General features: G+C 66.3%; 25 protein-coding genes and 2 tRNA genes. 10 read left to right on the top strand and 17 right to left on the bottom strand.

All coding sequences use genetic code 11. The features are described 5' to 3' along the window. Positions 1 to 13: 13 nt before the first annotated feature. The 7 genes from FG91_RS20340 to ccmC all read right to left on the bottom strand — a co-directional run bounded on the left by FG91_RS20340 (position 14) and on the right by ccmC (position 5038). A complete protein-coding gene (locus FG91_RS20340) occupies positions 14 to 685 on the bottom strand; it encodes a tetratricopeptide repeat protein (RefSeq protein ID WP_037518838.1) in 672 nt (223 codons plus the stop codon). After that, positions 682 to 1110 carry a cytochrome c-type biogenesis protein CcmH gene (locus FG91_RS20335; protein WP_037519029.1) on the bottom strand — a complete coding sequence of 143 codons (429 nt, stop codon included), beginning with the start codon at positions 1108 to 1110 and terminating at the stop codon, positions 682 to 684. The genes FG91_RS20340 and FG91_RS20335 overlap by 4 nt, the downstream gene beginning before the upstream one ends. A gap of 2 nt (positions 1111 to 1112) precedes the next feature. Further along, on the bottom strand, positions 1113 to 1643 hold the full coding sequence (locus tag FG91_RS20330; protein ID WP_037518836.1) for a DsbE family thiol:disulfide interchange protein: 531 nt from the start codon (positions 1641 to 1643) through the stop codon (positions 1113 to 1115). Continuing rightward, positions 1640 to 3610: a heme lyase CcmF/NrfE family subunit gene (locus FG91_RS20325; RefSeq protein ID WP_037518835.1), complete on the bottom strand. Its 1971-nt coding sequence runs from the start codon at positions 3608 to 3610 to the stop codon at positions 1640 to 1642. Before FG91_RS20325 ends, FG91_RS20330 begins: the two co-directional genes overlap by 4 nt. Before the next feature lie 100 nt (positions 3611 to 3710). Beyond that, entirely contained in the window at positions 3711 to 4148 is a 438-nt protein-coding gene (gene ccmE, locus FG91_RS20320; RefSeq protein WP_037518832.1) for a cytochrome c maturation protein CcmE, read from the bottom strand. Beyond that, positions 4145 to 4300 (bottom strand): hypothetical protein, encoded by a 156-nt coding sequence (locus FG91_RS22220; RefSeq protein ID WP_162835129.1) that lies wholly within the window; start codon positions 4298 to 4300, stop codon positions 4145 to 4147. Before FG91_RS22220 ends, ccmE begins: the two co-directional genes overlap by 4 nt. Positions 4301 to 4303: 3 nt before the next feature. Further along, positions 4304 to 5038, bottom strand: a complete 735-nt coding sequence (ccmC, locus tag FG91_RS20315; RefSeq protein ID WP_037518830.1) for a heme ABC transporter permease CcmC — start codon at positions 5036 to 5038, stop codon at positions 4304 to 4306. Positions 5039 to 5291: 253 nt separating this feature from the next. Here ccmC and FG91_RS20310 point away from each other — a divergent pair, with 253 nt between their 5' ends. Continuing rightward, a complete protein-coding gene (locus tag FG91_RS20310) occupies positions 5292 to 7844 on the top strand; it encodes a TonB-dependent receptor plug domain-containing protein (RefSeq protein ID WP_037518827.1) in 2553 nt (850 codons plus the stop codon). Positions 7845 to 7878: 34 nt separating this feature from the next. On the opposite strand, the gene FG91_RS20305 is transcribed toward FG91_RS20310, so the two are convergent. From FG91_RS20305 to FG91_RS20295, 3 genes are all read right to left on the bottom strand, one after another. Then, positions 7879 to 8232, bottom strand: a complete 354-nt coding sequence (locus tag FG91_RS20305) for a YbaN family protein (protein WP_037518824.1) — start codon at positions 8230 to 8232, stop codon at positions 7879 to 7881. Positions 8233 to 8366: 134 nt separating this feature from the next. Beyond that, positions 8367 to 9416, bottom strand: a complete 1050-nt coding sequence (locus tag FG91_RS20300; protein ID WP_037518821.1) for a Glu/Leu/Phe/Val family dehydrogenase — start codon at positions 9414 to 9416, stop codon at positions 8367 to 8369. Between the two features lie 112 nt (positions 9417 to 9528). After that, a tRNA-His gene (locus FG91_RS20295) sits at positions 9529 to 9605 on the bottom strand. A 114-nt stretch (positions 9606 to 9719) separates the two neighbouring features. Between FG91_RS20295 and FG91_RS20290 the strand changes: the two genes are divergently transcribed. Continuing rightward, entirely contained in the window at positions 9720 to 10403 is a 684-nt protein-coding gene (locus FG91_RS20290) for a prolyl hydroxylase family protein (protein ID WP_052187976.1), read from the top strand. 90 nt (positions 10404 to 10493) lie between these two features. Here FG91_RS20290 and FG91_RS20285 read toward each other — a convergent pair whose 3' ends face one another. Further along, entirely contained in the window at positions 10494 to 11237 is a 744-nt protein-coding gene (locus FG91_RS20285) for an SIMPL domain-containing protein (protein ID WP_200878497.1), read from the bottom strand. 134 nt (positions 11238 to 11371) lie between these two features. Here FG91_RS20285 and FG91_RS20280 point away from each other — a divergent pair, with 134 nt between their 5' ends. After that, positions 11372 to 13147 carry an ABC-F family ATP-binding cassette domain-containing protein gene (locus FG91_RS20280; protein ID WP_037518818.1) on the top strand — a complete coding sequence of 592 codons (1776 nt, stop codon included), beginning with the start codon at positions 11372 to 11374 and terminating at the stop codon, positions 13145 to 13147. A 175-nt stretch (positions 13148 to 13322) separates the two neighbouring features. Here FG91_RS20280 and FG91_RS20275 read toward each other — a convergent pair whose 3' ends face one another. Next, positions 13323 to 13808 (bottom strand): DUF6456 domain-containing protein, encoded by a 486-nt coding sequence (locus FG91_RS20275; protein ID WP_037518816.1) that lies wholly within the window; start codon positions 13806 to 13808, stop codon positions 13323 to 13325. An 87-nt stretch (positions 13809 to 13895) separates the two neighbouring features. On the opposite strand from FG91_RS20275, the gene FG91_RS20270 reads away from it, so the two are divergent. Both FG91_RS20270 and FG91_RS20265 read left to right on the top strand, forming a co-directional pair. Continuing rightward, the gene (locus FG91_RS20270) at positions 13896 to 14456 is read left to right on the top strand and encodes a helix-turn-helix domain-containing protein (RefSeq protein ID WP_037518813.1); all 561 of its coding nucleotides are present in this window, start codon (positions 13896 to 13898) and stop codon (positions 14454 to 14456) included. 18 nt (positions 14457 to 14474) lie between these two features. Then, a complete protein-coding gene (locus FG91_RS20265) occupies positions 14475 to 15632 on the top strand; it encodes a glycosyltransferase (protein WP_200878496.1) in 1158 nt (385 codons plus the stop codon). Positions 15633 to 15693: 61 nt separating this feature from the next. On the opposite strand, the gene secF is transcribed toward FG91_RS20265, so the two are convergent. From secF to yajC, 3 genes are read right to left on the bottom strand one after another with little or no spacing between them, the layout of a single operon-like run. Then, positions 15694 to 16674 (bottom strand): protein translocase subunit SecF, encoded by a 981-nt coding sequence (gene secF / locus FG91_RS20260; RefSeq protein WP_037518806.1) that lies wholly within the window; start codon positions 16672 to 16674, stop codon positions 15694 to 15696. Positions 16675 to 16689: 15 nt separating this feature from the next. Further along, positions 16690 to 18303 (bottom strand): protein translocase subunit SecD, encoded by a 1614-nt coding sequence (secD, locus tag FG91_RS20255; RefSeq protein ID WP_037518804.1) that lies wholly within the window; start codon positions 18301 to 18303, stop codon positions 16690 to 16692. Between the two features lie 55 nt (positions 18304 to 18358). Beyond that, positions 18359 to 18688, bottom strand: coding sequence for a preprotein translocase subunit YajC (gene yajC, locus FG91_RS20250; protein WP_052182143.1), 330 nt, complete (start codon positions 18686 to 18688; stop codon positions 18359 to 18361). A gap of 258 nt (positions 18689 to 18946) precedes the next feature. Here yajC and FG91_RS20245 point away from each other — a divergent pair. From FG91_RS20245 to FG91_RS20235, 3 genes are all read left to right on the top strand, one after another. Then, positions 18947 to 19023: transfer RNA gene (locus tag FG91_RS20245), tRNA-Pro, on the top strand. 179 nt (positions 19024 to 19202) lie between these two features. Further along, positions 19203 to 20258, top strand: a complete 1056-nt coding sequence (locus FG91_RS20240) for a proline racemase family protein (RefSeq protein WP_037518802.1) — start codon at positions 19203 to 19205, stop codon at positions 20256 to 20258. Positions 20259 to 20334: 76 nt separating this feature from the next. Further along, positions 20335 to 21108 carry a TSUP family transporter gene (locus FG91_RS20235; protein WP_037518799.1) on the top strand — a complete coding sequence of 258 codons (774 nt, stop codon included), beginning with the start codon at positions 20335 to 20337 and terminating at the stop codon, positions 21106 to 21108. Here the strand turns inward: FG91_RS20235 and FG91_RS20230 are convergent. Continuing rightward, complete coding sequence (locus FG91_RS20230; protein WP_037518797.1) at positions 21105 to 21431, bottom strand: EF-hand domain-containing protein; 327 nt, start codon at positions 21429 to 21431, stop codon at positions 21105 to 21107. The genes FG91_RS20235 and FG91_RS20230 overlap by 4 nt on opposite strands. A 97-nt stretch (positions 21432 to 21528) precedes the next feature. Continuing rightward, a complete protein-coding gene (locus tag FG91_RS20225; RefSeq protein WP_037518794.1) occupies positions 21529 to 22506 on the bottom strand; it encodes an NADPH:quinone oxidoreductase family protein in 978 nt (325 codons plus the stop codon). A 71-nt stretch (positions 22507 to 22577) separates the two neighbouring features. Here FG91_RS20225 and FG91_RS20220 point away from each other — a divergent pair, with 71 nt between their 5' ends. Beyond that, entirely contained in the window at positions 22578 to 23147 is a 570-nt protein-coding gene (locus FG91_RS20220) for a glycoside hydrolase family 108 protein (RefSeq protein WP_052187974.1), read from the top strand. Between the two features lie 65 nt (positions 23148 to 23212). After that, positions 23213 to 23626, top strand: a complete 414-nt coding sequence (locus FG91_RS20215) for a holin family protein (protein ID WP_037518792.1) — start codon at positions 23213 to 23215, stop codon at positions 23624 to 23626.

Below are 23626 nucleotides of genomic sequence, written 5' to 3'. Positions count from 1 at the left end.
TTTGTAATAGGTTTCAATTTGGGACGTCCGGCACCGGCACGCCCGCCGGGGTTTCGGTGGGCAGCTGCGGCCCAAGCGCCTGACGCAATTGCGCCAGCCGCATCTCGAGGTCGGGTCGCCACGGCGCATCGGCGGGGCTGCGCGCGAGCAAATCGCTCCACACCGTCTCGGCGCCTTTCAGGTCGCCGCCCTGCGCCAGCGCCAGCCCCGCGAAAAAGGGCGGCGCGGGATGCGACGGATCGCGCTTCGCCGCCTCGTCGAACGCCAGCGCCGCCGCGGGCGACATCACGCCGCCGCCATGCGCTGCCAAGGCGTTGCCAAGTCCGACCCACAGATCGACATTGTCGGGATAGGTCTTCAGCCCCTTTTCGAGCGTCTTCGCCGCGAGTTCGGTCTTGCCCGTGCGCGCGAAACCGTCGGACATGCCGAGCCACTGCGCCGCGGGACCAAAGCGTTCGGACATGCCCTGCCGCTGGTCGGTGATCGCCTCACCAAACCCCTCGGGCTCCTCGGGCGCCGCGACGGGCTTGCCGGGCAGCGACGGGTGCCCCTGCAACGCATAGCCCGCGAGGCCCAGCATCACCGCCGCCCCCGCCAGCGGCCGCGCCGCGGCGGGCAGCTTGCCGAACCAGAAGATGCCGCCGATCGTCAGCAGGGCAATGAGTACGACCCACAGCCAGATCATGTCGCGCCCTCCTCGTCGTCGTTCGCGCCGCGGCGGAAACGGCCAAAGGCCAGCCATCCGCCGAGCGCGAGGAAGAGCAACGGCCCGAGCCACAGCAACGCCGTGGCGCCGTCGAACGGCGGGTCATAGCTCACCCAATTGCCATAGCGCGCGACAAGCCAGGACTTGATTTCGCCCGGGCTTTCGCCCGCCGCGATCTTGCTGCGCACTTCGTGGCGCATATCGCCCGCGAGCGGCGCATCGGAATCGGCAATCGACTGCCCCTGACAGACGAGACAGCGCAACTCTTCCATGAGCGCCTTGGCGCGCGCTTCCTGCGCCGGATCCTTGAGCTGCTGATAGGCGTAGGGCGCGGGCGGCAGGCGGTCCTGCGCCGCCAGCGGCACCGCGAGCGCGGCCAGCCAGCAAAGAAGAACGAACCGCAAATTCACTTCATCGCCTCGAGTTTCGCGACGATCTCAGGCACCTGATCCGCAAGAATAACGCCCTGAATCTGTTCGCGAATAATCCCCTTGCCATCGATCAGGAAGGTTTCGGGCACGCCCGACGACCCCAGCGCGATCTGGACGCTGCTCTGCATGTCCGCCCCAACGCGGTCGAAGGGATTGCCATATTCGCGGAGGAACATCGCGACATCCTCGGGCCGGTCGCGGATCGCGATGCCATCGATCGGCACCCCCGCGGCCTTCAGCGCCTCGAGCTGCGGCGCCTCGGCCCGGCACGGGATGCACCAGCTCGCGAAGACATTGACCAGCCGCGGGCGCCCGTCGGCGAGCTGGCTGCTCTTCAGCCCCTCGACACCCGCCGTCGCGGGCGGCAGGTCGAACAGCGGCATGGGCTTGTCGATCCACTGCGACTGGATCAGCGTCTCGGCGGGCGTCACCAGCCGATAGATGAAGGCGCCGAACAGCAGCCCCATGATCGCCAGCGGTACGAAAAGGACCCAGCGATTCTTCATGGCGCGAAACGCTCCTGTGATTTGCGGCTGCGTCGCGCGCGCCAGATATTCAGTAACTGCGCGCGGCCGAGCAGCGACAGCGCCGCGCCAACCGCGATCAGCGCGCCGCCGAGCCAGATCCACCACACCAGCGGCTTCCACCACAGGCGGATCTGGTAGCGGTCGGCGCTGCCGTCGTCGCTCGTCACCGGCTGACCGAGCACGGCATAAAGCTGCCCGCCCGGCCGCGTCAGCAGCGCCGCTTCGTTGGTTTCGGTCGGTGCCGTGCCCATCAGCCCCGGAAACGTCCGCGCCTCGGGCCGCATCGTGAAGCTGCCCCCCGACGATGTCGTCGCGACCAGCGTGCCCTCGATCGCGGTATAATTCGGCCCCGCCACCGGCTTCACGCCGACGAACTTCACCGCGAAATCGCCGACCTTCACCACGTCGCCGGGCGCCGCCGCGACCAGTCGTTCCTTGATGAAGGCGCTCTCGGCGCCCATGCCGGCAAGGCACACCGCGACGCCGAAATGCGCGGTCACCATGCCCCATGTCGGCAGCGGCGTGCGGCGCAGGTTACGCCCCCACAAGGGCGCGAGGCTCGCGACCGCGACGATACCCGCGACGGTCATGCCGAGCAGCGGCAAAATCCCGACCTTGCCGCCGAACAGGATCAGCGCGAACAGCACCGCCGCACCGGCAAAGATCGCCAGCGGCAGCCGCGACCACAACCGCTTCCCGTCATCCTTGCGCCAGCCGAGCAGCGGCCCTGCAACCATCACGAGGCAGAGGACCAGCGCGAGCGGCCCCGCGACCTTGTTATAATAGGGCGGGCCAACCGAAATCTTCTCGCCCATCGCCTCTGCGACGATCGGATAGAGGGTGCCGAGCAGGACGAGCGCGAGAATCGTCGTCAGCAGCAGATTGTTGATGACAAGCGAGCCTTCGCGGCTGAGCAACGCGAATTTCTTGCCCTCGGCCACGCTCCCCGCACGCAACGCGAAGAGGGTCAACGCCCCACCGATGTAAATCGCCATCAGCGCGAGCAGGAACGTCCCCCGCTCGGGATCGACCGCAAAGCTGTGGACGCTCGTCAGCAGCCCCGACCGCACGATGAATGTCCCGACCATCGACATCGAAAAGCCGATCACCGCGAGCATCACCGTCCACGCGCGCAGGGCGTTGCGGGTGGCGGTCACCGCGACCGAATGGAGCAAGGCGGCGCCCGCAAGCCACGGGATCAGCGAGACATTCTCGACCGGGTCCCAGAACCACCAGCCGCCCCAGCCAAGCTCATAATAGGCCCAGTAACTGCCCGCGGTGATGCCCAATGTCAGGAAAATCCAGCTGCCGAGCACCCACGGCCGCATCGCGCGCGCGAAAGCCGGGCCGATCTCGCGCGTAATCAGCGCGCCGACGGCAAAGCTGAACGCGACCGACAGCCCGACATAGCCGACGTAAAGCGTCGGCGGATGGAAGGCGAGCCCGATGTCCTGGAGCAGCGGGTTGAGCCCCTGCCCGTCGGGCGGCGCCACGGGCAACCGCTTGAACGGGTTCGACGAGAAGAGGAGAAACGCAAAGAAACCGAGGCTGAGTGCCGCTTGCGCTGCCAAAGTCGCGACCAGCGTGTCCTCGCGCAGCCGCTTTTCGAAGATCGCGATCAGCCCGCCCGACAGCGACAGGATCATGAGCCACAGCAGCATCGACCCTTCGTGATTGCCCCAAGTCCCCGCAATCTTGAAGATCATCGGTTTCAAACTGTTGCTGTTGCGCGCGACCAGCTCGACCGACATGTCCGATCGCACGAACAATGCGATCAGCAGGCCAAAGGCGGCCGCGGTCAGCACCCCCTGCGCAACGCTCGCCGGCCGCACGAGGGCCGCCAGATCCTTCGAACCGCCACGCAGGAACAATGTCCCCGCGACGAGCGACAGGCACGCGAGCGCAGCCGCGATCCACAGCAGAGCGAGACCGAGTTCGGCAATCACTGGAAAAGCTCGTCGTCCCAGCGAAAGCTGGGACCGCTATCGTTCTGCTCGGACGCCAGAGATCCCAGCTTTCGCTGGGATGACGTGAATTTCGGGGCGATCATGTCGTTGCCGGCGCTTTCATATTCTTCGGCATATCGCCCATCTGCGGCGGCATATAACGCTCGTCATGCTTGGCGAGGATGCGGTCAGCGACGAAGGTCCCGTCGGCGCGCATCCGGCCGTCGGCGACCATGCCGCTCTCCTCGCCGAACAGGTCGGGCACGATGCCCTTATATTCGACCGGCACCGACGCCTTGCCGTCGGTCGCAACGAAACGGATCGTGAGGCCGTCGGCCTGCCGCTGAATGCTGCCCTTGGCGACCATACCGCCCAGCCGCATCGGCTCGCCGACCGCGGCCTTGCCACCCTGAATTTCGACCGGCGTGCGGAAATAGGCCGCCTCGGCGCGCAGCGCGCTCGCCGCCAGCACCCCGGCGCCGCCGATGCCGCACAGCGCGACCAGTGCCAGAATCAGCCGTTGATGCTTGGCCTTCACTTACGATCCTTTCGCAGCGCATCGCTGCGCTTCTCGGCCTTTTTCATCGCGCGCCAGCTCGTCCACAGCACCGCGCCGGTCAGCACGACCGTCAGCCCATAGGCCGCGGCGACAAACGCCCATTGCCCGCCCCCGCTGATCACCCCCGTCACGCGTCAAATCCCCTCGTCATCCGCCAGTCGTCGCAATCGCGCCGCGACGCGGTTGTCGGCGATGATCCGCCGCATCCGCATCAAGACGATGGCGCCGAATAGCAACGAAAAGCCGAGCACGGTCAACCCCAGCGGCCACAGCAGCGCCCTGTCGATGCTCGACCCGCCCAGGGTGATGCTCGGCCCCTGATGCAGGCTGTTCCACCACACGACGCTGCGGTTGATGATCGGAATATTGATCGCGCCGACCAGCGCATAGATCGCCGCGCCGCGCGACAGCGAACCGCCTTGCCGTTGCCCGTCGTCGCCGCTCGTCAGTGCGATAAAGCCCGCGTACAAAAACAGCAGGACGAGCATCGAGGTCATCCGCCCGTCCCATTCCCACCAGGTGCCCCACGTCGGGCGCCCCCAGATCGATCCGGTCGCAAGGCACAGCGCGGTGAACAGCATCCCCGGCACCGCGATCGCGCGCGCGGCGATGCCCGACAGCGGGTGCCGCCAGACAAGCTGGATCAGCCCGGCGATCGCGAGCGACGTCCAGCCGCCCATGCCGAGCCACGCCGACGGGACATGAACATAGAGGATGCGTGCGGTTTCGCCTTGCTTGTAATCGCCCGGAACCATCGCGAGCCCGGCCCAGGCCCCGCCCAGCACAAGCAACAGCCCGGCACCGAGCAACCACGGCGTCAGCGGCTTGGCAATTTGCAGAAAGCGGGTGGGGTTGGCGTAGGCGTGCATCGCGCGCCGAGCCTTAAGCCAGCGTGCCCCGGTGGTCCAGCCAATTACATGGGCCGCTGGTCACATAGGCCGCTCGCAACTTTGGTATCGATACCACGGAGATTCGATAATTTAATTACTTAGCATCGCAAGTATTTGCGTCATAATTACCACAATTGGCATAAAAACGTAATAATTTTCGCGAATTGCGCTAGCCTCACCGCCGCGAGCATGGAAGCTTCGTCCCGCCAACAACAGCAACAGGGGCCGCCACATGCATAAAGCCGATCAAATCTCCTCGCTGGCTCTCGCCGCCGCGCTCGTCGCGGGTGGTTGGAGTATCCCGGCCTTCGCACAGGAGGGTGCAGGCGAGGTTTCGGACGGTGCGACGATCATCGTCACCGGGACCCGACGCACCGACCGGACCGTCGCCGACAGCACGGTGCCGATCGACGTGATTTCGAGTGAATCGCTCCAGAACAGCGGCACGACCGAAACCAACCGGCTGCTCAATCAACTCGTCCCCTCTTTCAACTTTCCGCAGCCGTCGCTGACCGACGGCACCGACTCGCTACGGCCCGCGACGCTGCGCGGGCTCTCGCCCGACCAGGTGCTCGTGCTCGTCAACGGCAAGCGCCGCCATCTCTCTTCGCTCCTCAACCTCAACGGCTCGATTGGTCGCGGGTCGGCGGGCGTCGACATGAACACCATCCCGCCGCTCGCCATCGAACGCATCGAAGTGCTGCGCGACGGCGCCGCGTCGCAATATGGGTCGGACGCCATCGCCGGCGTCATCAACATCCAGCTCAAGAAACGCGAAGGCGGCCGGGCGCAGATCAGCTTCGGCAAATATATCACGACGATGGACGATGTAGCAGAGGTCGCCAGCGTCGCACCGACGGCGGCGGCCGGCGTCGATCCCGTCATCACCTTCACCGGTAAGGACCGCAAGCGTCGCGACGGTGACACCTATACGTTCGCGACCAACGTCGGCCTGCCGATCGGCGAGGGCGGCTATTTCAACTTCACCGCCGAATATAAGGACCGCTCGCCGTCCAACCGCTCGGGCGCGGACATCCGCCGCCAATATGCCGGCATCGGCGACCCGCGCGAGACGACGTTCAACCGCTATTCGCACCGCTTCGGCGACGGCGAATCAAAGGATCTCAACTTCTTCGTCAACGCCGGGATGGACGTCGGCACCGACTGGGAACTCTACAGCTTCGGCAGCTACGGCATCCGCGACGCCAACGGCGCGGGCTTCTATCGCCGCGCGCTCGATCCCCGCAACGCCGACTGGGCCAATGGCGGCCAGCCCTTCTACCCCGACGGCTTCCTGCCGCTCATCACCAGCCGGATCGAGGACATTGCGATCGCCGGCGGCATTCGCGGCGAAACGGGCGGATGGAACCTCGATCTTTCGGTCAACTATGGCTCCAACCGCCTCGATTACGGGGTCGAGAACACCTTCAACACCTCGCTCGGCGGCCTCGCCAGCCCGCGCAAGTTCGACGCGGGCGGGCTGCGTTCGGGGCAAACGTCGGTAAACTTCGACGCGACCCACGGCATCGACTTCGGCATCGGCGACACGACGCTCGCACTCGGCGGTGAATGGCGAAACGAAAATTACCGGATCGTCCCCGGCCAGCTTGAAAGCTATGTTGCGGGTCCGTTCACCTTCACCAATGGTGCCGCACCGGGCGCGCAGGTCTTCCCCGGCTTCTCGCCGACGACCGCCGTCGACAAATCGCGCGACAGCTTTGCCGGCTATGTCGAGCTCGACGCCGACATCAGCGAGATATTCAACGTCCAGGCGGCCGGCCGCTACGAACATTTTTCGGATTTCGGCGACACGGTGAACGGCAAGCTCGCGGCGCGCCTCGAACCGGTCGAAGGCCTCGCGCTGCGCGGGTCGGTGTCGACGGGCTTCCGCGCTCCGGGCATGGCGCAGCAATATTTTTCGACCACCTCGACCAACAATGTGAACGGCGTGCTGATCGAAATCGGCACCTTCCCGGTCGGATCGCCGATCGCCGTCGCGCTCGGCGCCGAGCCGCTGAAGCCTGAAAAGTCGGTCAATTTCGGCGGCGGGATCGCGTTCAACATGGTGCCGGGGCTCAGCCTGACGGTCGATTATTATCGTATCAAGATCAAGGACCGCATCACGCTTACCGAAAACCTCCAGGGCGCCGACGTGGTTGCGATCCTGCAGGCTGCGGGCGTGCAGGGCACCTCGGCGCGCTTCTTCATCAACGGAATCGATACGCGGACACAGGGGCTCGACATCGTCGGCAGCTATCGCCTGCCCGACTTCGGCATCGGCAAGGTGACATTGACCGCCGGCTATAACATCAACGAAACCAAGATCACCGACCGCCGGACGTTCAGCGGCTTCACCGCGCAGCGCCTGTTCGCGCGGCCCGAAAGCTTCCGCCTGACCGATGGCCAGCCGTCGAACAAGCTGAACGTCGGGTTCGACTGGGAATCGGGGCCGGCGGGGCTGACGCTGCGCGCGAACCGCTATGGCAAGGTGTTCCTGCCGGGGCCCAGCCTCGACATCACCGTCCCCAAGGGCGCGGCGCCGGGCGACATCACGCTCACGCCCAAATGGGTCGTCGACCTCGAATTCCGTTTCCGCCCCGTCGAACCGGTCCAGCTCGCCATCGGGGCGAACAACCTGCTCGACGAATATCCCGACCGCCTGCCATTCGGAACGGTGAACGGCTTCAACTTCGGCCTGAACAACAGCTTCCTGCCCTATTCGTCGCAGTCGCCGTTCGGGTTCAGCGGCCGTTTCGTCTACGGACGCTTGTCGGTCGACTTCTGATCGGACGCGATCTGCGGGCAGGCAAGGCCGGGGGCTATGCTTCCGGCCTTGTCCATATCCAGCTTCCGGTGACGGCGGCGGCGATCACCGGCACCATCACCCACGGCCAGGGCGAAAAGATCGCGGCGAGAACAATACTGAAGGCAAAGGCGGCCGTCGCGGCAACTTTGCCTTTACGGCTGATGGCGCCCTTCGCGCGCCACGCGTCGATATGGTGCCCAAAGTGCGGGTGCGTCAGCAGCCAATTCTCGAGCCGCGGCGACGAGCGCGCGAAGCAAAAGGCCGCAAGGATCACGAACGGCACCGTGGGCAGCAGGGGCAGGAAAGCGCCGATCGCGCCAAGCCCCAACGACGCCCAGCCCGCGACCAGATAAAAATGCCGTTTCATCGGGGGCTGGCTTAGCGGAAATCGCACATAACAAAACCCCTCCCGCTTGCGGGAGGGGCAGTGAGGCTTGCGAACTTGTTCGCTAGCCGCAACGGGGAGGGCTCGCGTTAGTCGCTCGCCCTCTCCCAAACGGTTCAACCCCGCCCGATCAGCTTCTGCGCCATCCGGTCGGCTACCGACGCCGCCGGCGTGCCGCTCGCCTTGCTCTCGGCCCAGATTTCGGCGAGCCGGCCGGGGATCAGGTGGATGCGGCTTTCGACTTCCTCGCGGCTGCCCTGCCCCAGATATTCGAGTGCGACGTTGATGATGCCGCCCGCGTTGATCACATAATCGGGGGCATAGACGATGCCGCGATCGTGGATGCGCTGGCCGTCCGCCGCGGTCGCGAGCTGGTTGTTCGCGCCGCCCGCGACGATCGGCACGCGCAGTTTCTCGATGCTCGCCTCGGTCAGAATCGCGCCGAGCGCGTTCGGGCTCAGCACATCGGCCTCGATCTCCATGATCGCTGCCGAATCGGCCAGCTCGGCACCGAGTTCGTCGGCGAGGTCCTTCGCGCGCGCCAGATTGACGTCGGCGAGGGTCAACTTCGCGCCTTCCGCCGCCAGCCGCCGTGCGACACCGCCGCCGACGCTGCCGACGCCCTGGATCGCGATCCGCACATCCTTGGCGCTGTCGGTCTTCAGCCCTTCGCGAATCGCCGCCTTGATGCCGAGATAGACGCCGAGCGCGGTCAGCGGACCGGGATCGCCGCCTGCTTCGCCGCTCGCTACCGGCAGGCCGCTGACATGCTTGGTGTGCTTGGCGATCTGGACCATGTCGGCGTCAGTGATCCCGACATCCTCGGCGGTCACATAAGCGCCGCCAAGCGATTCGACCGCACGGCCGAACGCCGCCAGCAGTTCGGGGGTCTTCGCGGCGCCCTCGTCGGCGAGGATCACGCCCTTGCCGCCGCCCATCGGCAGCCCCGCCATCGCATTCTTATAGCTCATGCCGCGCGACAGGCGCAGCGCGTCGGTGATAGCCGCGCCGCGCTGCGGATAATGCCAATAACGCACGCCGCCCGCGCCGGGGCCGAGGTGCGTCGAGTGGACGGCGATAACCGCCGTCAGCCCGCTGGCGCGATCGCGGAACATGTGGACATGTTCATGATCGTCGAAATCGGCGAAATCCCAGACTGCGGACATTGGCTCATCCCCATATACGAAATTGGTGCATAAGAAAATTACGTCAGGACGCAATAATGCAACGAGCGCGACGAGTCACCCCAAAAGCGTCTATGCGCGATGATAGAGAAAATGGGGCGACCAACGGGGCTCGAACCCGCGACCTCCGGTACCACAAACCGGCGCTCTAACCAACTGAGCTATGGTCGCCACATAAGCGAAGAGCGGCGCGCGAAGCACCCTCGACAGCGCGCGGCGAATAGGCGCGCATCCCCCCGCTCGTCAAGCATTGTTCGCACGCGCTTCCCTGCTAAAAAGCGCGCCATGGCTGCGAATGATCATGTCGACATGGCGACCTCGGGCGCCGACCGCACCGCCGAACGGCTCGCCGCCGTCCCCGGCATCCGCCGCGCGCCGACGCCAAAGCTGCAGCAGTTCATGCTGTCGGGCTTCCTCGACGCCGAAACCTGCGCCGCGCTGATCGCGCAGATCGACCGCGACGTGCGGCCCTCGACGATCGCCGATCCGAACGGCGACGACGCCTTTCGCACCAGCACGACCTGCGACCTCGATCATCGCGACCCGATCGTGGTCGCAGTCAACAACCGCCTCCACGACCTCACCGGCATCCCGCGCGAATATGGCGAGCCGATGCAGGGCCAGCGCTACGACGTCGGACAGGAATTCAAGGCGCACACCGATTATTTCGACCCGCACGGCGCCGACTGGGAAACCTATTGCGCGATACCCGGCCAGCGTAGCTGGACGCTGATGATCTACCTCAACGAACCCGCCGCAGGGGGCGCGACACGCTTCCTCGCGACCGGCAAGATGCACCAGCCCGAGGCGGGCAAGCTGCTCGCATGGAACAATGTCCATCTCGACGGCACCGCCAACCCCGACACGCTCCACCATGGGATGAAGGTGCGCAAGGGCCGCAAATACATCATCACGAAATGGTTTCGCGAGCGCCCCTGGCCTTGGGCCGAGGGGGAGCTGGCGATTTGACGTCATCCCAGCGAAAGCCAGGATCGCCCGCGACATAGCGCAATGACGATGGCGGCCCCAGCTTTCGCTGGGGCGACGCCTATCCTTGGATTACTTCACCAACCGATACTGGAAATTCAGCGTCAGCGTGTTGCCGACCTGCCCCGGCTCGACCGGCGTCGCCTTGGCGTCGGCCGCCATCAGGCCGCGCGCATAGGGCATAGGCGGCTGCGGGCCGCCGAAGCTGCCTTCGCTGATCGACACCAGCTCGACGCCGCGGAAGCCCGCGAGGCGCGCATAGTCCTGCGCCTTCGCCTCGGCCGCCTTGATCGCGGTGCCGCGCGCGCCGACGAGCTGCGCGTCGGGATCCTTCATGCCGAACGACGGGCCGTCGATATTGGTGCCGCCCGCGGCGACCAGCGCGTCGAGCAGCGGACCGATGTCGGCGATCTTCGCCGTCGTCACGCGCACCATGTTCGACACCTGATAACCCAGGAAGCGCGGCGGCTGGCCGTCGCCGCGGTTGTTATAGTCATATTGCGGCGACAGGTTGATGCCGCTCGTCTGGATATCCTCGGCCTTGATCCCGCGCGCCTTTGCGGCGGCGATCAGCTTGTCCATCGCGGCGGCATTCGCGCGCATCGATTCGACCGCGGTCGGGGCGGTCGTCGTCACGCCGGCGCCGACAGTCGCCTGGTCGGGACGCGACCGCACTTCCTCGCTGACCGCGAAGGACAGGATCGGGCCTTGGGTCGTTGCTGCGGTCACGGTCGAACCTCCTTGTTGGGCGATCGCGGGGGTTGCCGCCATCAGGGCCAGTCCGGATGCCATAGCGGCGAGCATTTGCTTCGTCATTTCATTCTCCTGTGAACCGGGCTTTCGGTCATCTCTGATGTCCGCCCCGTAACGCAGACGGAGCGAACCCGTTCCGGCCTTTGTGCGCAGCGCGCTTGCATGATGCTGAACGCGCCAGTAGCGAGCCGTTCATCATGGCAGCACCGATTTTATCATATGAAGGCCTCGGCCTTGTGCAGGGCAGCGGCTGGCTGTTCCAGGATCTCGACATTTATGTCGGCGAGCGCGACCGCCTCGCGCTGATCGGCCGCAACGGCGCGGGCAAGACGACGCTGCTCAAGCTACTCGCGGGGCAGATCGACGCCGACAAGGGCAAGCGCGTGATCGTGCCGGGCACGCATGTCGTGATGCTCGAACAAGAGCCCGATTTTTCGGGCTTCGCAACGCTGATGGATTTCGCAGTCGCCGCACCCAACGCCCCCGAAGCCTATGAGGTCGCCGCGATCGCCGACCAGCTCGGCATCGACATGAGCCGCACCGCCGCCAGCGCCTCGGGCGGCGAACGCCGCCGCGCCGCGCTCGCGCGCGCGCTGGCCCAAAACCCCGACGTGCTGTTGCTCGACGAGCCGACGAACCACCTCGACCTCGCCGCGATCGACTGGCTCGAAAGCTGGCTCGCGCGCTACACCGGCGCGTTCGTCGCGATCAGCCACGACCGCACCTTCCTCACCCGCCTGACGCGTCAGACGCTGTGGCTCGACCGCGGCAGCATCCGCCGCAAGGAAATCGGCTTCGGCGGCTTCGAGGAATGGAGCGACGCGGTCGCCGCGGAAGAAGCCCGCGCCGCCCAGCGCCTCGATTCGAAACTGCGGCTCGAGGCACACTGGCTCGAACGCGGCGTCACCGCGCGCCGCAAGCGCAATCAGGGCCGCCTCGAAAAGCTGAAGGAAATGCGCGCGACCCGCGCCGCGATGATCGGCGGCCCCGGCGTCGCCAAGCTCGGCCTCGCCAACGACGATGTCCGCTCGAAATCGGTGATCGTCGCCGAGGGCGTCTCGAAAAGCTTCGGCGACCGCACGATCATCAAGAATTTCGATTTCCGCGTCCAGCGCGGCGACCGCATCGGCATCGTCGGCGCGAACGGCGCGGGCAAATCGACCTTGCTCAAGCTGCTGACCGGCGAGATCCAACCCGATACCGGCAGCATCACCCTCGCCCCGACGCTCGATGGCATCATCATCGACCAGCAGCGCAGCCTGATGTCGCCGGACAAAACCGTCCGCGACATCCTCTCCGACGGCGGCGACTGGGTCGAGGTGCGCGGCGTCAAAAAGCATATTCAGGGCTACCTCAAGGAATTCCTCTTCGACCCCGGCGTCATGGAGGCCAGCGTCGGCGCGCTGTCGGGCGGCGAACGCTCGCGCCTCCTCCTCGCGCGCGAGTTCGCCCGCGAATCGAACCTGCTCGTGCTCGACGAGCCGACCAACGACCTCGACCTCGAAACGCTCGATCTGTTGCAGGAAGTCATCGCCGACTATGCCGGCACCGTGCTGCTCGTCAGCCACGACCGCGATTTCCTCGACCGCACCGTCACCGTGACGCTCGGCCTCGACGGATCGGGCAGGGTCGACATCGTCGCGGGCGGCTACGCCGACTGGGAGGCGAAGCGGATCAAGCCCAACAGCGTCAAAGCCAAGGCCGCAACCGCCGCCCCGCCGCCCCCGCCGACGGCGCGCAAGAAATTGAGCTACAAGGACCAGCGCGACTACGACCTGCTGCCGGGACGCATCGAAGCGATAGAGACGGAGATGGCGGGTATCGAAACCGACCTTTCCGACGGCAGCCTGTTCACGCGCGACAATGCGCGCTTCAATGCGCTGACAGCGAAACTCGACACGCTGCGGGAGGAAAAAGCGGCGGCGGAGGATCGCTGGCTGGAATTGGCCGAGGAGGTCGAGAGCCTTCAGTGAACCTTCCCCCTCGATGGGGGAAGGATATGAAGCCTTATCGCGAAGCGATTAGGCGAAGTTGGATGGGGGTGATGCTGCGTCATTGCACCGCCGCTTCAAGCCGAGACCACACCCCTACCGCTGCGCCTAGGCAGCAAGCTGCCAAGTCTCGCTGCCTCCCCCATCAAGGGGGAGGTCATAAACCCGTCCCATAAAACCGCGCCAGCCGGTCGAGCGCCAGTCCCAGCACCAGCTTGCCCGACCGCGCCGGCCAGCCCAGCGCCTTCTCGGCCCCACCAATCCCCTCGCCCGCGCAGATGACGCGCCAGCAGATGTCGGCCAGCCCCGGTCCCGCCGCGTCGAGCGCCGCGTGAAAGCGCCGGTGCGCATCGATCCGCGCCAGCGACGCATCCGCCGCCCGCGCGCCGCCGCGGCTTTTGCCCGGCGGTGCGGCATCCCAGCGCATCGTCACCCGCGCCGATAACCCCGCGCGCTCATAATCGCCGCGCAGCCTCTCGCCCGCGCCGAGCTGCGCCGACGTCAGCAACCCGCGTGACGCCAGCCATGCGATCGGGCTTTCGGCGACATTGACCGTCACATGGCGCATCACCTGCGGCCCCGCCTTTCCCGGATCGATCCGGTCATCGGGGTGAAGATGCGTTTCGAGGCGCCGTGCGGTCATGCGATTCTCCTGTTCTGCACACCGGGCTTGACACTGGAATATTTTGTAGGAAAGAAGAAACCGATTTGGTTATTTGAGGGTTTTGCGATGATCAACAGCATCCGCTCGGTCCGCCGCGCCAAGGGTTTGACGCTCGAGGAGGTCGGCCAGCGCTGCGTTCCGCCGACCACCGCGCAGACGATCGGGCGCCTCGAAACGGGCACGCGCACGCTCTCGCTCGGCTGGATGAACCGCATCGCGGCGGCGCTCGGCGTCGATGCCGCCGAACTCGTCCAGCTCCCGCAGGACACCCAGCTCACGATCACGGCGTTGCTCGGCGCCGAGGGCGCGCAGGCGCCGACGCGCGTCGAACAGGCGCTCACCGCGCGTCCCGGCGAGGATATGGTCGCGGTGCGTGTCACCTCGTCGATCGGTGACTATCGCGCGGGCGACGAAATATGGTGCCGCCGCATCGAGGGCGACTGGGCCAGCGTGCTCAACCGCGACCTGCTCGTCCCCCGCCCCGCCGGCCGCTTCTTCTTCGCGCGCCTGCTCAACGTCGACGGCGAAAAGCTCCACCTGCTCCCGCTCGGCACCGGCCAGCGCCAGCAGGTCGTCAGCAACCCGCCGTGGGCCGCGGTCGCCGTCCGCCTGCTCCGCTCGCTCTGAGTGTCCGCCGCTCCGTCCTTGCGCGTCCTTTCGATCGCAACCCTGTTTCCCGACACGGCGCGGCCCAACTTCGGCCTCTTCGTCGAGAAAAGCCTGCGCGCGCTCGCGGCGCAGCCCGGCATCGAGCTCACGATCGTCGCGCCGGTCGGCCTGCCGCCCTTCCCGCTCTCACTCCACAAACGCTATCGCGCGCTCCGTAGCCTTCCGCGAAGCGAGGTCTGGAACGGCCTCACCGTCCTCCGCCCGCGCTTCACGCTGATCCCGCGCGTCGGAGCAAGATTCAATCCGGCAAAGGTCGCGCGCGCCGTGCTGTCCGCGGTGCGCGGCCGGTCCTTCGACGTGATCGACGCGCAATTCTTCTACCCCGACGGACCCGCCGCGATGCGCGTCGCGGATACGCTCGGCCTGCCTTTCTCCGCCAAGGCGCGCGGCGCCGACATCAGCCACTTCGGCCATGATCCGGCGACGCAATCGCAGGTGATCGAAGCGGGCCGGAAAGCCGCCGGTCTGCTCGCCGTCTCCGAAGCGATGCGCGGCGACATCGCGGCGATCGGCATCGACCCGGCGAAAGTCGCCGTCCACTACACCGGAATCGACACCGCACGCTTCCACCCCGGCGACCGCGCCGCCGCGCGTACAACGCTCGGCATGGGCGGCGCCCCCGCAATCCTCACCGTCGGCGCGCTGATCAAACGCAAGGGTCAGGCGCTCGTCATCGAGGCGCTGCCCGCGCTGCCCGGCGTCCACTACTGGCTCGCGGGTGCGGGCGATGAGGAAGGCCGCTACCGCGCACTCGCGCAAAAGCTTGGCGTCGGCGCCCGCGTCCATTTCATGGGGCCCGTCGCCAACGCCGACCTGCCGCAGCTTTATCGCGCCGCCGCCGCCGTCGTCATGCCGTCGGTCAGCGAAGGCCTCGCCAATGCGTGGGTCGAGGCGCTCGCTTGCGGCACGCCCATCGTGATCAGCGACGCGGGCGGGGCCGCCGAGCTGGTGACGTCGCCAATCGCCGGCCGGATCGTCGAGCGCACGCCCGGCGCGATTGCCGAGGCCGTGCGGGCCGTTCTCGCGAATCCGCCCTCACCGTCCGACGTCGCGGCCAGCCTGGGCGGCCGCTTCGACTGGGACCGCAACGGCCGCGAACTGGCGACGCATCTCCGCCGCTGCGCAAGTCGCTAGATACGGCAACGCCGGCCCACTCTCAGAGCAGGCCGGCGCCGTTTTTTTCAAGCTTCGGGGCTCAGACGACCGCGCCGTCGTCCTTGCGCTCGACGCGCTCGCCGCCGTCCATCCCCGCCGTCGTGCGCGGCACGAAGCTATGCGGGCCGACTTTCAGCCACACGAGGATCGGCGTCGACATCAGGATCGACGAATAGGTGCCGACGAAGACGCCGAGCAGGATCGCTGCGGTGAAGCCGAAGATCACGTCGGGGCCGAAGATCAGCAGTACGCCGAGCGCGAGCAGCATCGCAACGCTCGTCATCACCGTGCGCGACAGCGTCTCGTTGATGCTGAGGTTCAGCAGCGGAACGATGTCCATCTTGCGGTATTTTTTGAGATTCTCGCGAATGCGGTCATAGACCACGATCGTGTCGTTCAGCGAGTAACCGACGATCGTCAGCAACGCCGCGACGCTGTTGAGGTCGAACTGGATCTGCGTCACCGCAAAGAAACCAAAGGTCAGCGCAACCTCGTGGAACAGGCGGCCGAGCGCACCGACGCCGAACTGCCATTCGAAGCGGATCCAGATATAGATCGAGATGCCGAGCATCGCGAGCGCGAGGCTGATCGCACCCGTGCGCAGCAATTCTTCGGACACCTTGCCCGACACGGTTTCGACCGAACCCGCCTTCGCGGTCGGGAACGCCTTCTGGATGCCCGCCACGAGTTGCTGCCCCGCACGTTCGGCGGCCGCCTTGTCGCCGTCGGGCAGCGCGGTGCGGATCGACACGGCCTTGTCCGATCCGAACTGCTGGATCGTCGCTTCGCCAAGACCGATATCGCCGACCTTTTCGCGGATTTCGTCGATCGGCGGCATCGTCTGGGTGAATTCGACGCGGACCGACTGACCGCCGACAAAGTCGATGCCCAGGTTCAGCCCCTTCACCGCGACCAGCGCGATCGAGATGATGACCAGGATGATGCTCATCGCGGAGGCGAGCTTGCGCCACCGCAGGAAGTCGATGTTCGTGTCGTCGGGGACGAGTTTCAGCAAGCGCATGATTCGCTCCCTCCCTTAAATGTTGATGGTCGTCGGGCGCTTGGTGCGCAGCCAATGGGCTACGAACATGCGCGTGACAGTGACGGCGGTGAAAACGCTGGTGACGATGCCGATGGTCAGCACCACGGCGAAACCCTTGATCGGGCCCGAGCCGAACCAGAACATCAGCGACGCCGCGATGACGTTGGTGACGTTCGCGTCGAAAATCGCGCGGCTCGCTTCGGAATAGCCAAGCTCGACGGCCTGGAAGACCTTGCGCCCGCGCTTCAATTCCTCGCGTATGCGCTCGTTGATCAGCACGTTCGCGTCGACCGCGGCGCCGATGGTGAGCACGAAGCCCGCGATACCCGGCAAGGTCAGCGTGGCATTGAACCCCGCCATGATCGCGATGATCAGGAAGACGTTAAAGATCAGCGCGATACAGGCGTAGACGCCGAACCGGCCGTAAACGACGATCATCAGCACCAGCACCGACACCGTCGCGATGATGCCCGCGATCGCGCCCTTGCGGATCGAATCGGCGCCGAGTTCGGGGGTCACCGTGCGTTCTTCGACCACGGTCATCTTCACCGGCAACGCGCCAGAGCGCAGCGAAATCGCCAGCGCATTGGCGCTCGCGACGCTGAAGCTGCCCGAAATCTGCGCGCTGCCGCCCAGGATCGGCTCGTTGATCGACGGCGCCGACAACACCTTGCCGTCGAGCACCATCGCGAAGCGCTTGCCGACGCTCTGCGCCGTCACCTTGGCAAAGGTGTTCGACCCGCCCGAATCGAAGCGGATCGAAACGACCGGCTGATTGTTCTGCGGGTCATAGCTTTGCTTGGCGTCGATCAGCTGCTCACCGCTGATCATCACCTGGCGGCGCAGCACTTCGAACGCGGCGCCACTGCCCTCGCCCTCGGCATAGGGAACGATTTCGCTGCCGACCGGGACGCGGCCCGCGGCGGCTTCGGCGGGATCGGCGTTGGCGTCGACCATGCGGAATTCGAGGCGTGCGGTCTTGCCGATCAGTTCTTTCAGCGCCGCCGGATCCTGCAGGCCGGGGACCTGCACGACGACGCGGTCGTCGCCTTCGCGAATGATCGTCGGTTCGCGCGTGCCGAGCGCATTGACGCGCTTGTCGATGATGTCGCGCGCCGTATCCATCGCGTTCGCGACGGCCTGTGCCTGCCCGGCTCCCGTCGGGGTCATCTCGATCCGCGTCGAATCGACGACGGTGATGTTCCAGTCGCGCTGGCCCGTCAGCTGCGCACCGCGCGTCTCGCTGAACAGCCGCTCGCGTGCGCTGTCGAGCTTCGCGAGATCGCGGACGAGGAAGCTGATTTTGCCGCCCGTGGTCGACAGCTCGCCGATCGCGATATCGTCGTCGGGGCCGCTTTCACCCCGCATCGCGGCACGCACGGTCTTTTCCATATTCGCGAGCTGCGTCTTGCGCAGGTCGGCGATGTCGGCTTCGAGCAGCAAGTGGCTACCGCCGGCAAGGTCGAGGCCCAGATTGACCTTCGCCTGCAGGACCGACGGCAGGCTTTCCCGCGTCTTTTCGGGAAGGAAGCTGGGAACGGAAAAGAGGATACCCAGCAGCAGGATGATGCTGATGCCGATGGTTTTCCAGCGCGGGAAATCGAGCATGGTCTATAGATCCGATAGCAAGAGCGGGCCAGCGAGGAACGCGGGGCCCGCCGCGTCAGTCGTTGGCGGGCTTGCCACCGGGCTGGAGAACGTCGGCGAGGGTCGACTTGACGACCTTGATTTTCACGCCCTGTGCGATTTCGACATCGACGAAATCATCGTCGACGCGCGTGATCTTGCCAACGATGCCGCCGCCGGTCACGACCTGGTCGCGCGGCTTGACCGCCGCGACCTTGGCGCGATGTTCCTTGGCGCGGACCTGCTGCGGGCGGATCAGGAAGAACCAGAACACCGCAAAGATCAGCAGATAGGGAACCAGCATCAGGAAACCGGCAGCCCCGCCGCCCGATCCGGCCGCCTGGGTCAGAAGCAATTGCGTCGACATGAGTGAAAAACTTTCCGTTCGTAAGCATTGCCAATTCCCTTGCGGAACCGGCACGCAAATATGGCGCGGCGCCTATCACGCAGGGAAGCCCCGCGCAACCGGTCGCTGCGCCCCTCCCCCTTGGCAAGCGTGGCCGAAATGGGAATGATGCCCGCCATATCAACCCCGCCCCGTCAATCGAGGCAATAACGCGCCATCCCCGCTTGCATCGCCCGCCAACCCGCGCTAGGGGCCTCGCCTGCCCTTACGGGGGCCGGTCGGGACGTAGCGCAGCCTGGTAGCGCATCACACTGGGGGTGTGGGGGTCGGAGGTTCGAATCCTCTCGTCCCGACCAATTTTACGGACAATCTGGCAGCATGCTGACGGGATCGCGCACCATCGCACCGGGGGCGACGCGCACGCACGTCCGCGCCAGCCGCCGCTGGATCGTCACGATCATTGGCGCGACCTCCCTTGTTCCTGGCGGTCCAAATCGTGCTTGCCTGAAACGCCGCGCTCGACTGAGATACGGATATGACATCGAATCGCGAAACCTCGATCATCCGCATCGTCGACATGCACACCGCAGGCGAGCCCGTCCGTATCGTCGAGGCCGGATATCCCCCGCTCGCCGGCAACACGATCCTCGAAAAAAGGCGCGATGCCCAGACGCGCTTCGATCATCTGCGCACGATGCTGATGCTCGAACCGCGCGGGCATGACGGCATGTACGGCGTGATCCCGACCGAGCCCTGCGCAGCGGGGGCCGACCTTGCCGTGCTCTTCACGCATCAGGAAGGATACAGCACGATGTGCGGCCACGCGACCATCGCGATCGGCCGCTGGGCGGTCGACACGGGTCGCGTCGCGCGCGTTGACGGCAAGGCCCGCTTCGGGCTCGAGGCCCCTTGCGGCGTCATCCAGGTCGATGTCGAGGCGGACGAAGCCGGCGTCGCCCGCGTCGCATTCGAGAGCGTCGAATCTTTTGCGAGCGCGTTCGATCGGACTGTTGAGGTTCCCGGCCTCGGCCCGGTCCGCGTCGACATCGCTTTCGGCGGAGCCTTCTACGCGATCCTGCCCGCGAGCCGGATCGGCCTGTCGCTGATGGAAACGCCGCTGGCAGAGCTCGTGCAGGCCGCGACCGCGATCACCGAGGCGATCCGTGCCAACGGGCCCATCGTCCATCCGACCGAACCCGATCTCGGCTTTCTCTACGGCACGATCCTGACCGACGATGTGGCGCTCGGCACGCATGGCGGCCAGCCCAGCTACAATCTTTGCATCTTCGCCGATGGACAGATCGACCGCTCGCCGACCGGCAGCGGGGTAACGGCGCGTATCGCGCTCGCCGCCGCGAAGGACGAGATGACGGTGGGGGACAGCTGCGAAATCCGGGGCGTGTCGAGCGAAGGCTTCGTCGGGACGCTCGCCGCGACGAGCGGAACCGGACTCGATGCCGCGTCGCGCGTCCGGGTCGCCGGCCAGGCCTGGTATTCGGGGCGCAGCGAGATGATCGCGGAGCCCGGCGACCGCTTCGGTGCGGGCTTCACTCTCCCGCGCCGCCTTGCCGAGCTCGACACGCCGGTGTGACGCAGCGCGTCTGCCGCATTGCTATGCGGCGCCGCGATACTGGCCAAGCCGGGCGATCGCACCTAGGAGCGCCCGTATGGAGTTCGCCCCCGAAATCTTCGCCTTCTTGATCGGCGTCGCCTTTGTCGCCGGGACGGTCGACGCGATGGCGGGCGGCGGGGGGCTCCTCACCATCCCCGCGTTGATGGCGGCCGGAGTCCCGCCGGTCTCGGCGATCGCGACGAACAAGCTGCAAAGCACGATCGGCACCGGCTCGGCCTTCCTGACCTTCTGGCGCGAGGGGCATGTCGACCTTCGCCGCTTCGCCTGGCCCGCGGCGGGCGCCTTTGCCGGCTCGGTGCTCGGCGCGACCACGGTCCAATATGTCCGCTCCGATTTCCTCGCCGCGCTCGTCCCGCTGCTGCTGATCGCGATGGGGCTCTATTTCCTGCTCGCGCCGCCGATGAGCAGCGTTGACCGCCACGCGCGCGTCGGCCCGCTCGGGCTCACCCTCATCGTTACGGCGCTCGGCTTCTACGACGGCTTCTTCGGCCCGGGCGCGGGCTCGTTCCTGACGCTCACGCTCGTCGCGCTCGGCGGGCTCGGGCTCGTTCGCGCGATCGGCAACGCAAAGTTCCTCAACCTCGCGACCAATGTCGCCGGCCTGCTCGCGATGATCGTCGGCGGCCATGTCCTCTGGCTGCTCGGTCTGTCGATGGCGGCCGCCAATGTCGCGGGTAACCAGCTCGGCGCGCGGCTCGCGATCCGCTTTGGCGGGCGCGGGGTGCGGCCGCTGCTTGTGGTCATGTCCTTCGCCCTGACCGCGAAGCTGCTCGCCGACCCCGCCAACCCACTCTGGACGCTCTTTTAGGGCTGGCCCTCCTCGGCCGGCGGCGGCGGTTCCGCGCGCGCCTTTTGCTTCGCGGCCAGTTCCGCCTTGTCGACCACGCCGTCGCCGTTCGCATCGATAAACTTGATGAAAGCATCGACCTTTTCGGGCGAGGCCATCGTCGGATCGCCCTGCTGCTGGGCGCGCATTTCGGCCATCTTGGTGATCTCGGCCTTGTCGAGCTTGCCGTCGCTATTGGCGTCGATCATCGCGAACATGCGGCCGCCATCCTGCGGCGGCTGGGCGGCAGCGATGCCTGGAACAGCCATGCCGATCGAAGCGGCGATCATCGTCAATTTCTTCATTCCATGTCCTTTGGTCATATCGGCAATAGCGCCACGACGCCCCACCCCGGACATGGCAGCCCCCGTGTCGTAAAACTATGGCAGCGGCTTCGGCTCGTCACGGTTTCAGCACGACCTTGCCCACCACCTCGCGCCGCTCGAGCATCGCAAAGCCTTCGCGCCAGTCGGCGAGATCGAGCGACGCATGAACGTGCGGCCGGATTTTCCCCGCGGCCGCCAGCGCATCGATCGCCGCGACATTCTCCGCGCCGCGTTCGGGAAATCGGCGGCCATATTCACCCGCGCGCACCCCGACGACCGAAAAGCCCTTGATCAGCGGCATGTTCACCGACACCTCGGGAATGCGCCCCGACGCAAAGCCGACGACAAGCAGGCGCCCGCCGAACGCGATACAGCGCGTCGATTCGTCGAAGACGTCGCCCCCGACCGGATCGAAAATCACATCGGCGCCGGTGCCGCCAGTCAGCGCCTTCACCTCGTCGCGAAATCCGGGCCCGGCGGAAATCACCGCATCGGGCGCGTAGAGCCGCGCAATCGCCTCGCGCTTTTCCGCGCTGCTCGCCGCCGCGATCACGCGCGCACCCAGCGCCTTCGCCAGATCGACCGTCGCCAACCCGACCCCGCCCGCGGCGCCATGCACCAGCACCCACTCGCCCGGCTCGACCCGCGCGCAACGGACGAGCGCGACATAGGCGGTCAGATAAGCGACCGGATAGGCGGCCGCCGCGTCCCAGCTCAGTCGTTCGGGCTTCCGGCGCAGGTTTGCCGCCGGAACGACACTATATTCGGCCATCGCGCCGAACCGGTTGCCGCCGATCACCGCGTCGCCCGGCGCCCAGCCGTCGACGCCCTCGCCCACCGCATCAACCTCGCCCGCGAATTCCAGCCCGGACACGAACGGCAGGTCGGGCTTCAACTGATAGCCGCCGCCGGTCATCAGCAGGTCGGGGAAATTCACCGCCGCCGCGCGCACCCGCACGCGCACCTCGCCGGGTCCGGGCACGGGTAAAGGCAAATCCGCAAGCGCCGCCCCCGCATGATCGGAGAGCAATTCGCGTACCTGCAATGCCCGCATGGCGAAAACCCTTTCCTACAATATTCCCATATGGTTCGTTTTACCTGTTCAACAAACCACAGGAGCGAATCATGCCAAGACCCGATCCATCCACCTGCGCCGCCGACGCGCTGATCGATGCCGTCATCGACCGCGAAGGGCGATATGTAAACCACCCCGCCGACCGCGGTGGCCCGACTTGCTGGGGAATCACCGAGGCGGTCGCGCGCGCGCAGGGCTATGCGGGCGCGATGCGCGAGCTGCCGCGCAGCGAGGCCGCGTCGATCTATCGCCGCCTCTATTGGCTGCGCCCCGGCTTCGACAAGGTCGCGCTGCGTGCATCCAGGATTGCCGCCGAACTCTTCGACACCGGCGTCAACATGGGCACCGGCACCGCCGCGGGCTTTCTCCAGCGCGCGCTCAACGCGCTCAACCGCGCGGCGCGCGACTATCCCGATATCGCGGTCGATCGCGAGGTCGGCCCGCGCACGCTGTCGGCGCTCGACGGTTTCCTGAAAGCGCGCGGCAAGGACGGCGAAACCGTCCTCTTGCGCGCGATGGAGGCGCTGCAGGGCGAACGCTACATCGCCCTCGCCGAACGCCGCCCGAGCCAGGAGGCCTTCCTCTACGGCTGGCTCGCAAATCGGGTCGGAGATGGCTGACGGGTATCATTATACCGCAACGCAGTGTGACTTTTGAGACTTTCCGAAAAAAAGGACGTTCAGACATGAGCATTATCGAAGGCCTGATCGGCCCCATCGCCAAGCTGATCGACAAGATCATCCCCGATCCCGAAGCGCGCGACCGCGCCAAGCTCGAACTCCTCAAGATGGAGGGCAGCCAGGAAATGGAAGCGATCCGTACCCGGATGACCGCGATCGTCGCCGAGGCGAACAGCGCCGACCCGTGGACCAGCCGCGCGCGACCGAGCTTCCTCTATGTCATGTATGCGCTGCTGCTCTGGGCGATCCCGATGGGCCTGATCGCCGCGGCGCGCCCCGAGATGGCGAAGGGCATCGCCGACGGCATGAACGCCTATCTCGCGGGCATTCCGGAGTCGCTCTACGCGCTCTTCGGGACGGGCTATCTGGGTTACACCGCCGCAAGGGCGTGGGGGAAAGCGAAGGGCGTGGAGGGCTGA

The sequence above is a fragment of the Sphingopyxis sp. LC81 genome (genome assembly GCF_000756375.1).
Lineage (GTDB): Bacteria > Pseudomonadota > Alphaproteobacteria > Sphingomonadales > Sphingomonadaceae > Sphingopyxis.
This window is presented reverse-complemented; position numbering and strand designations above follow the sequence as displayed.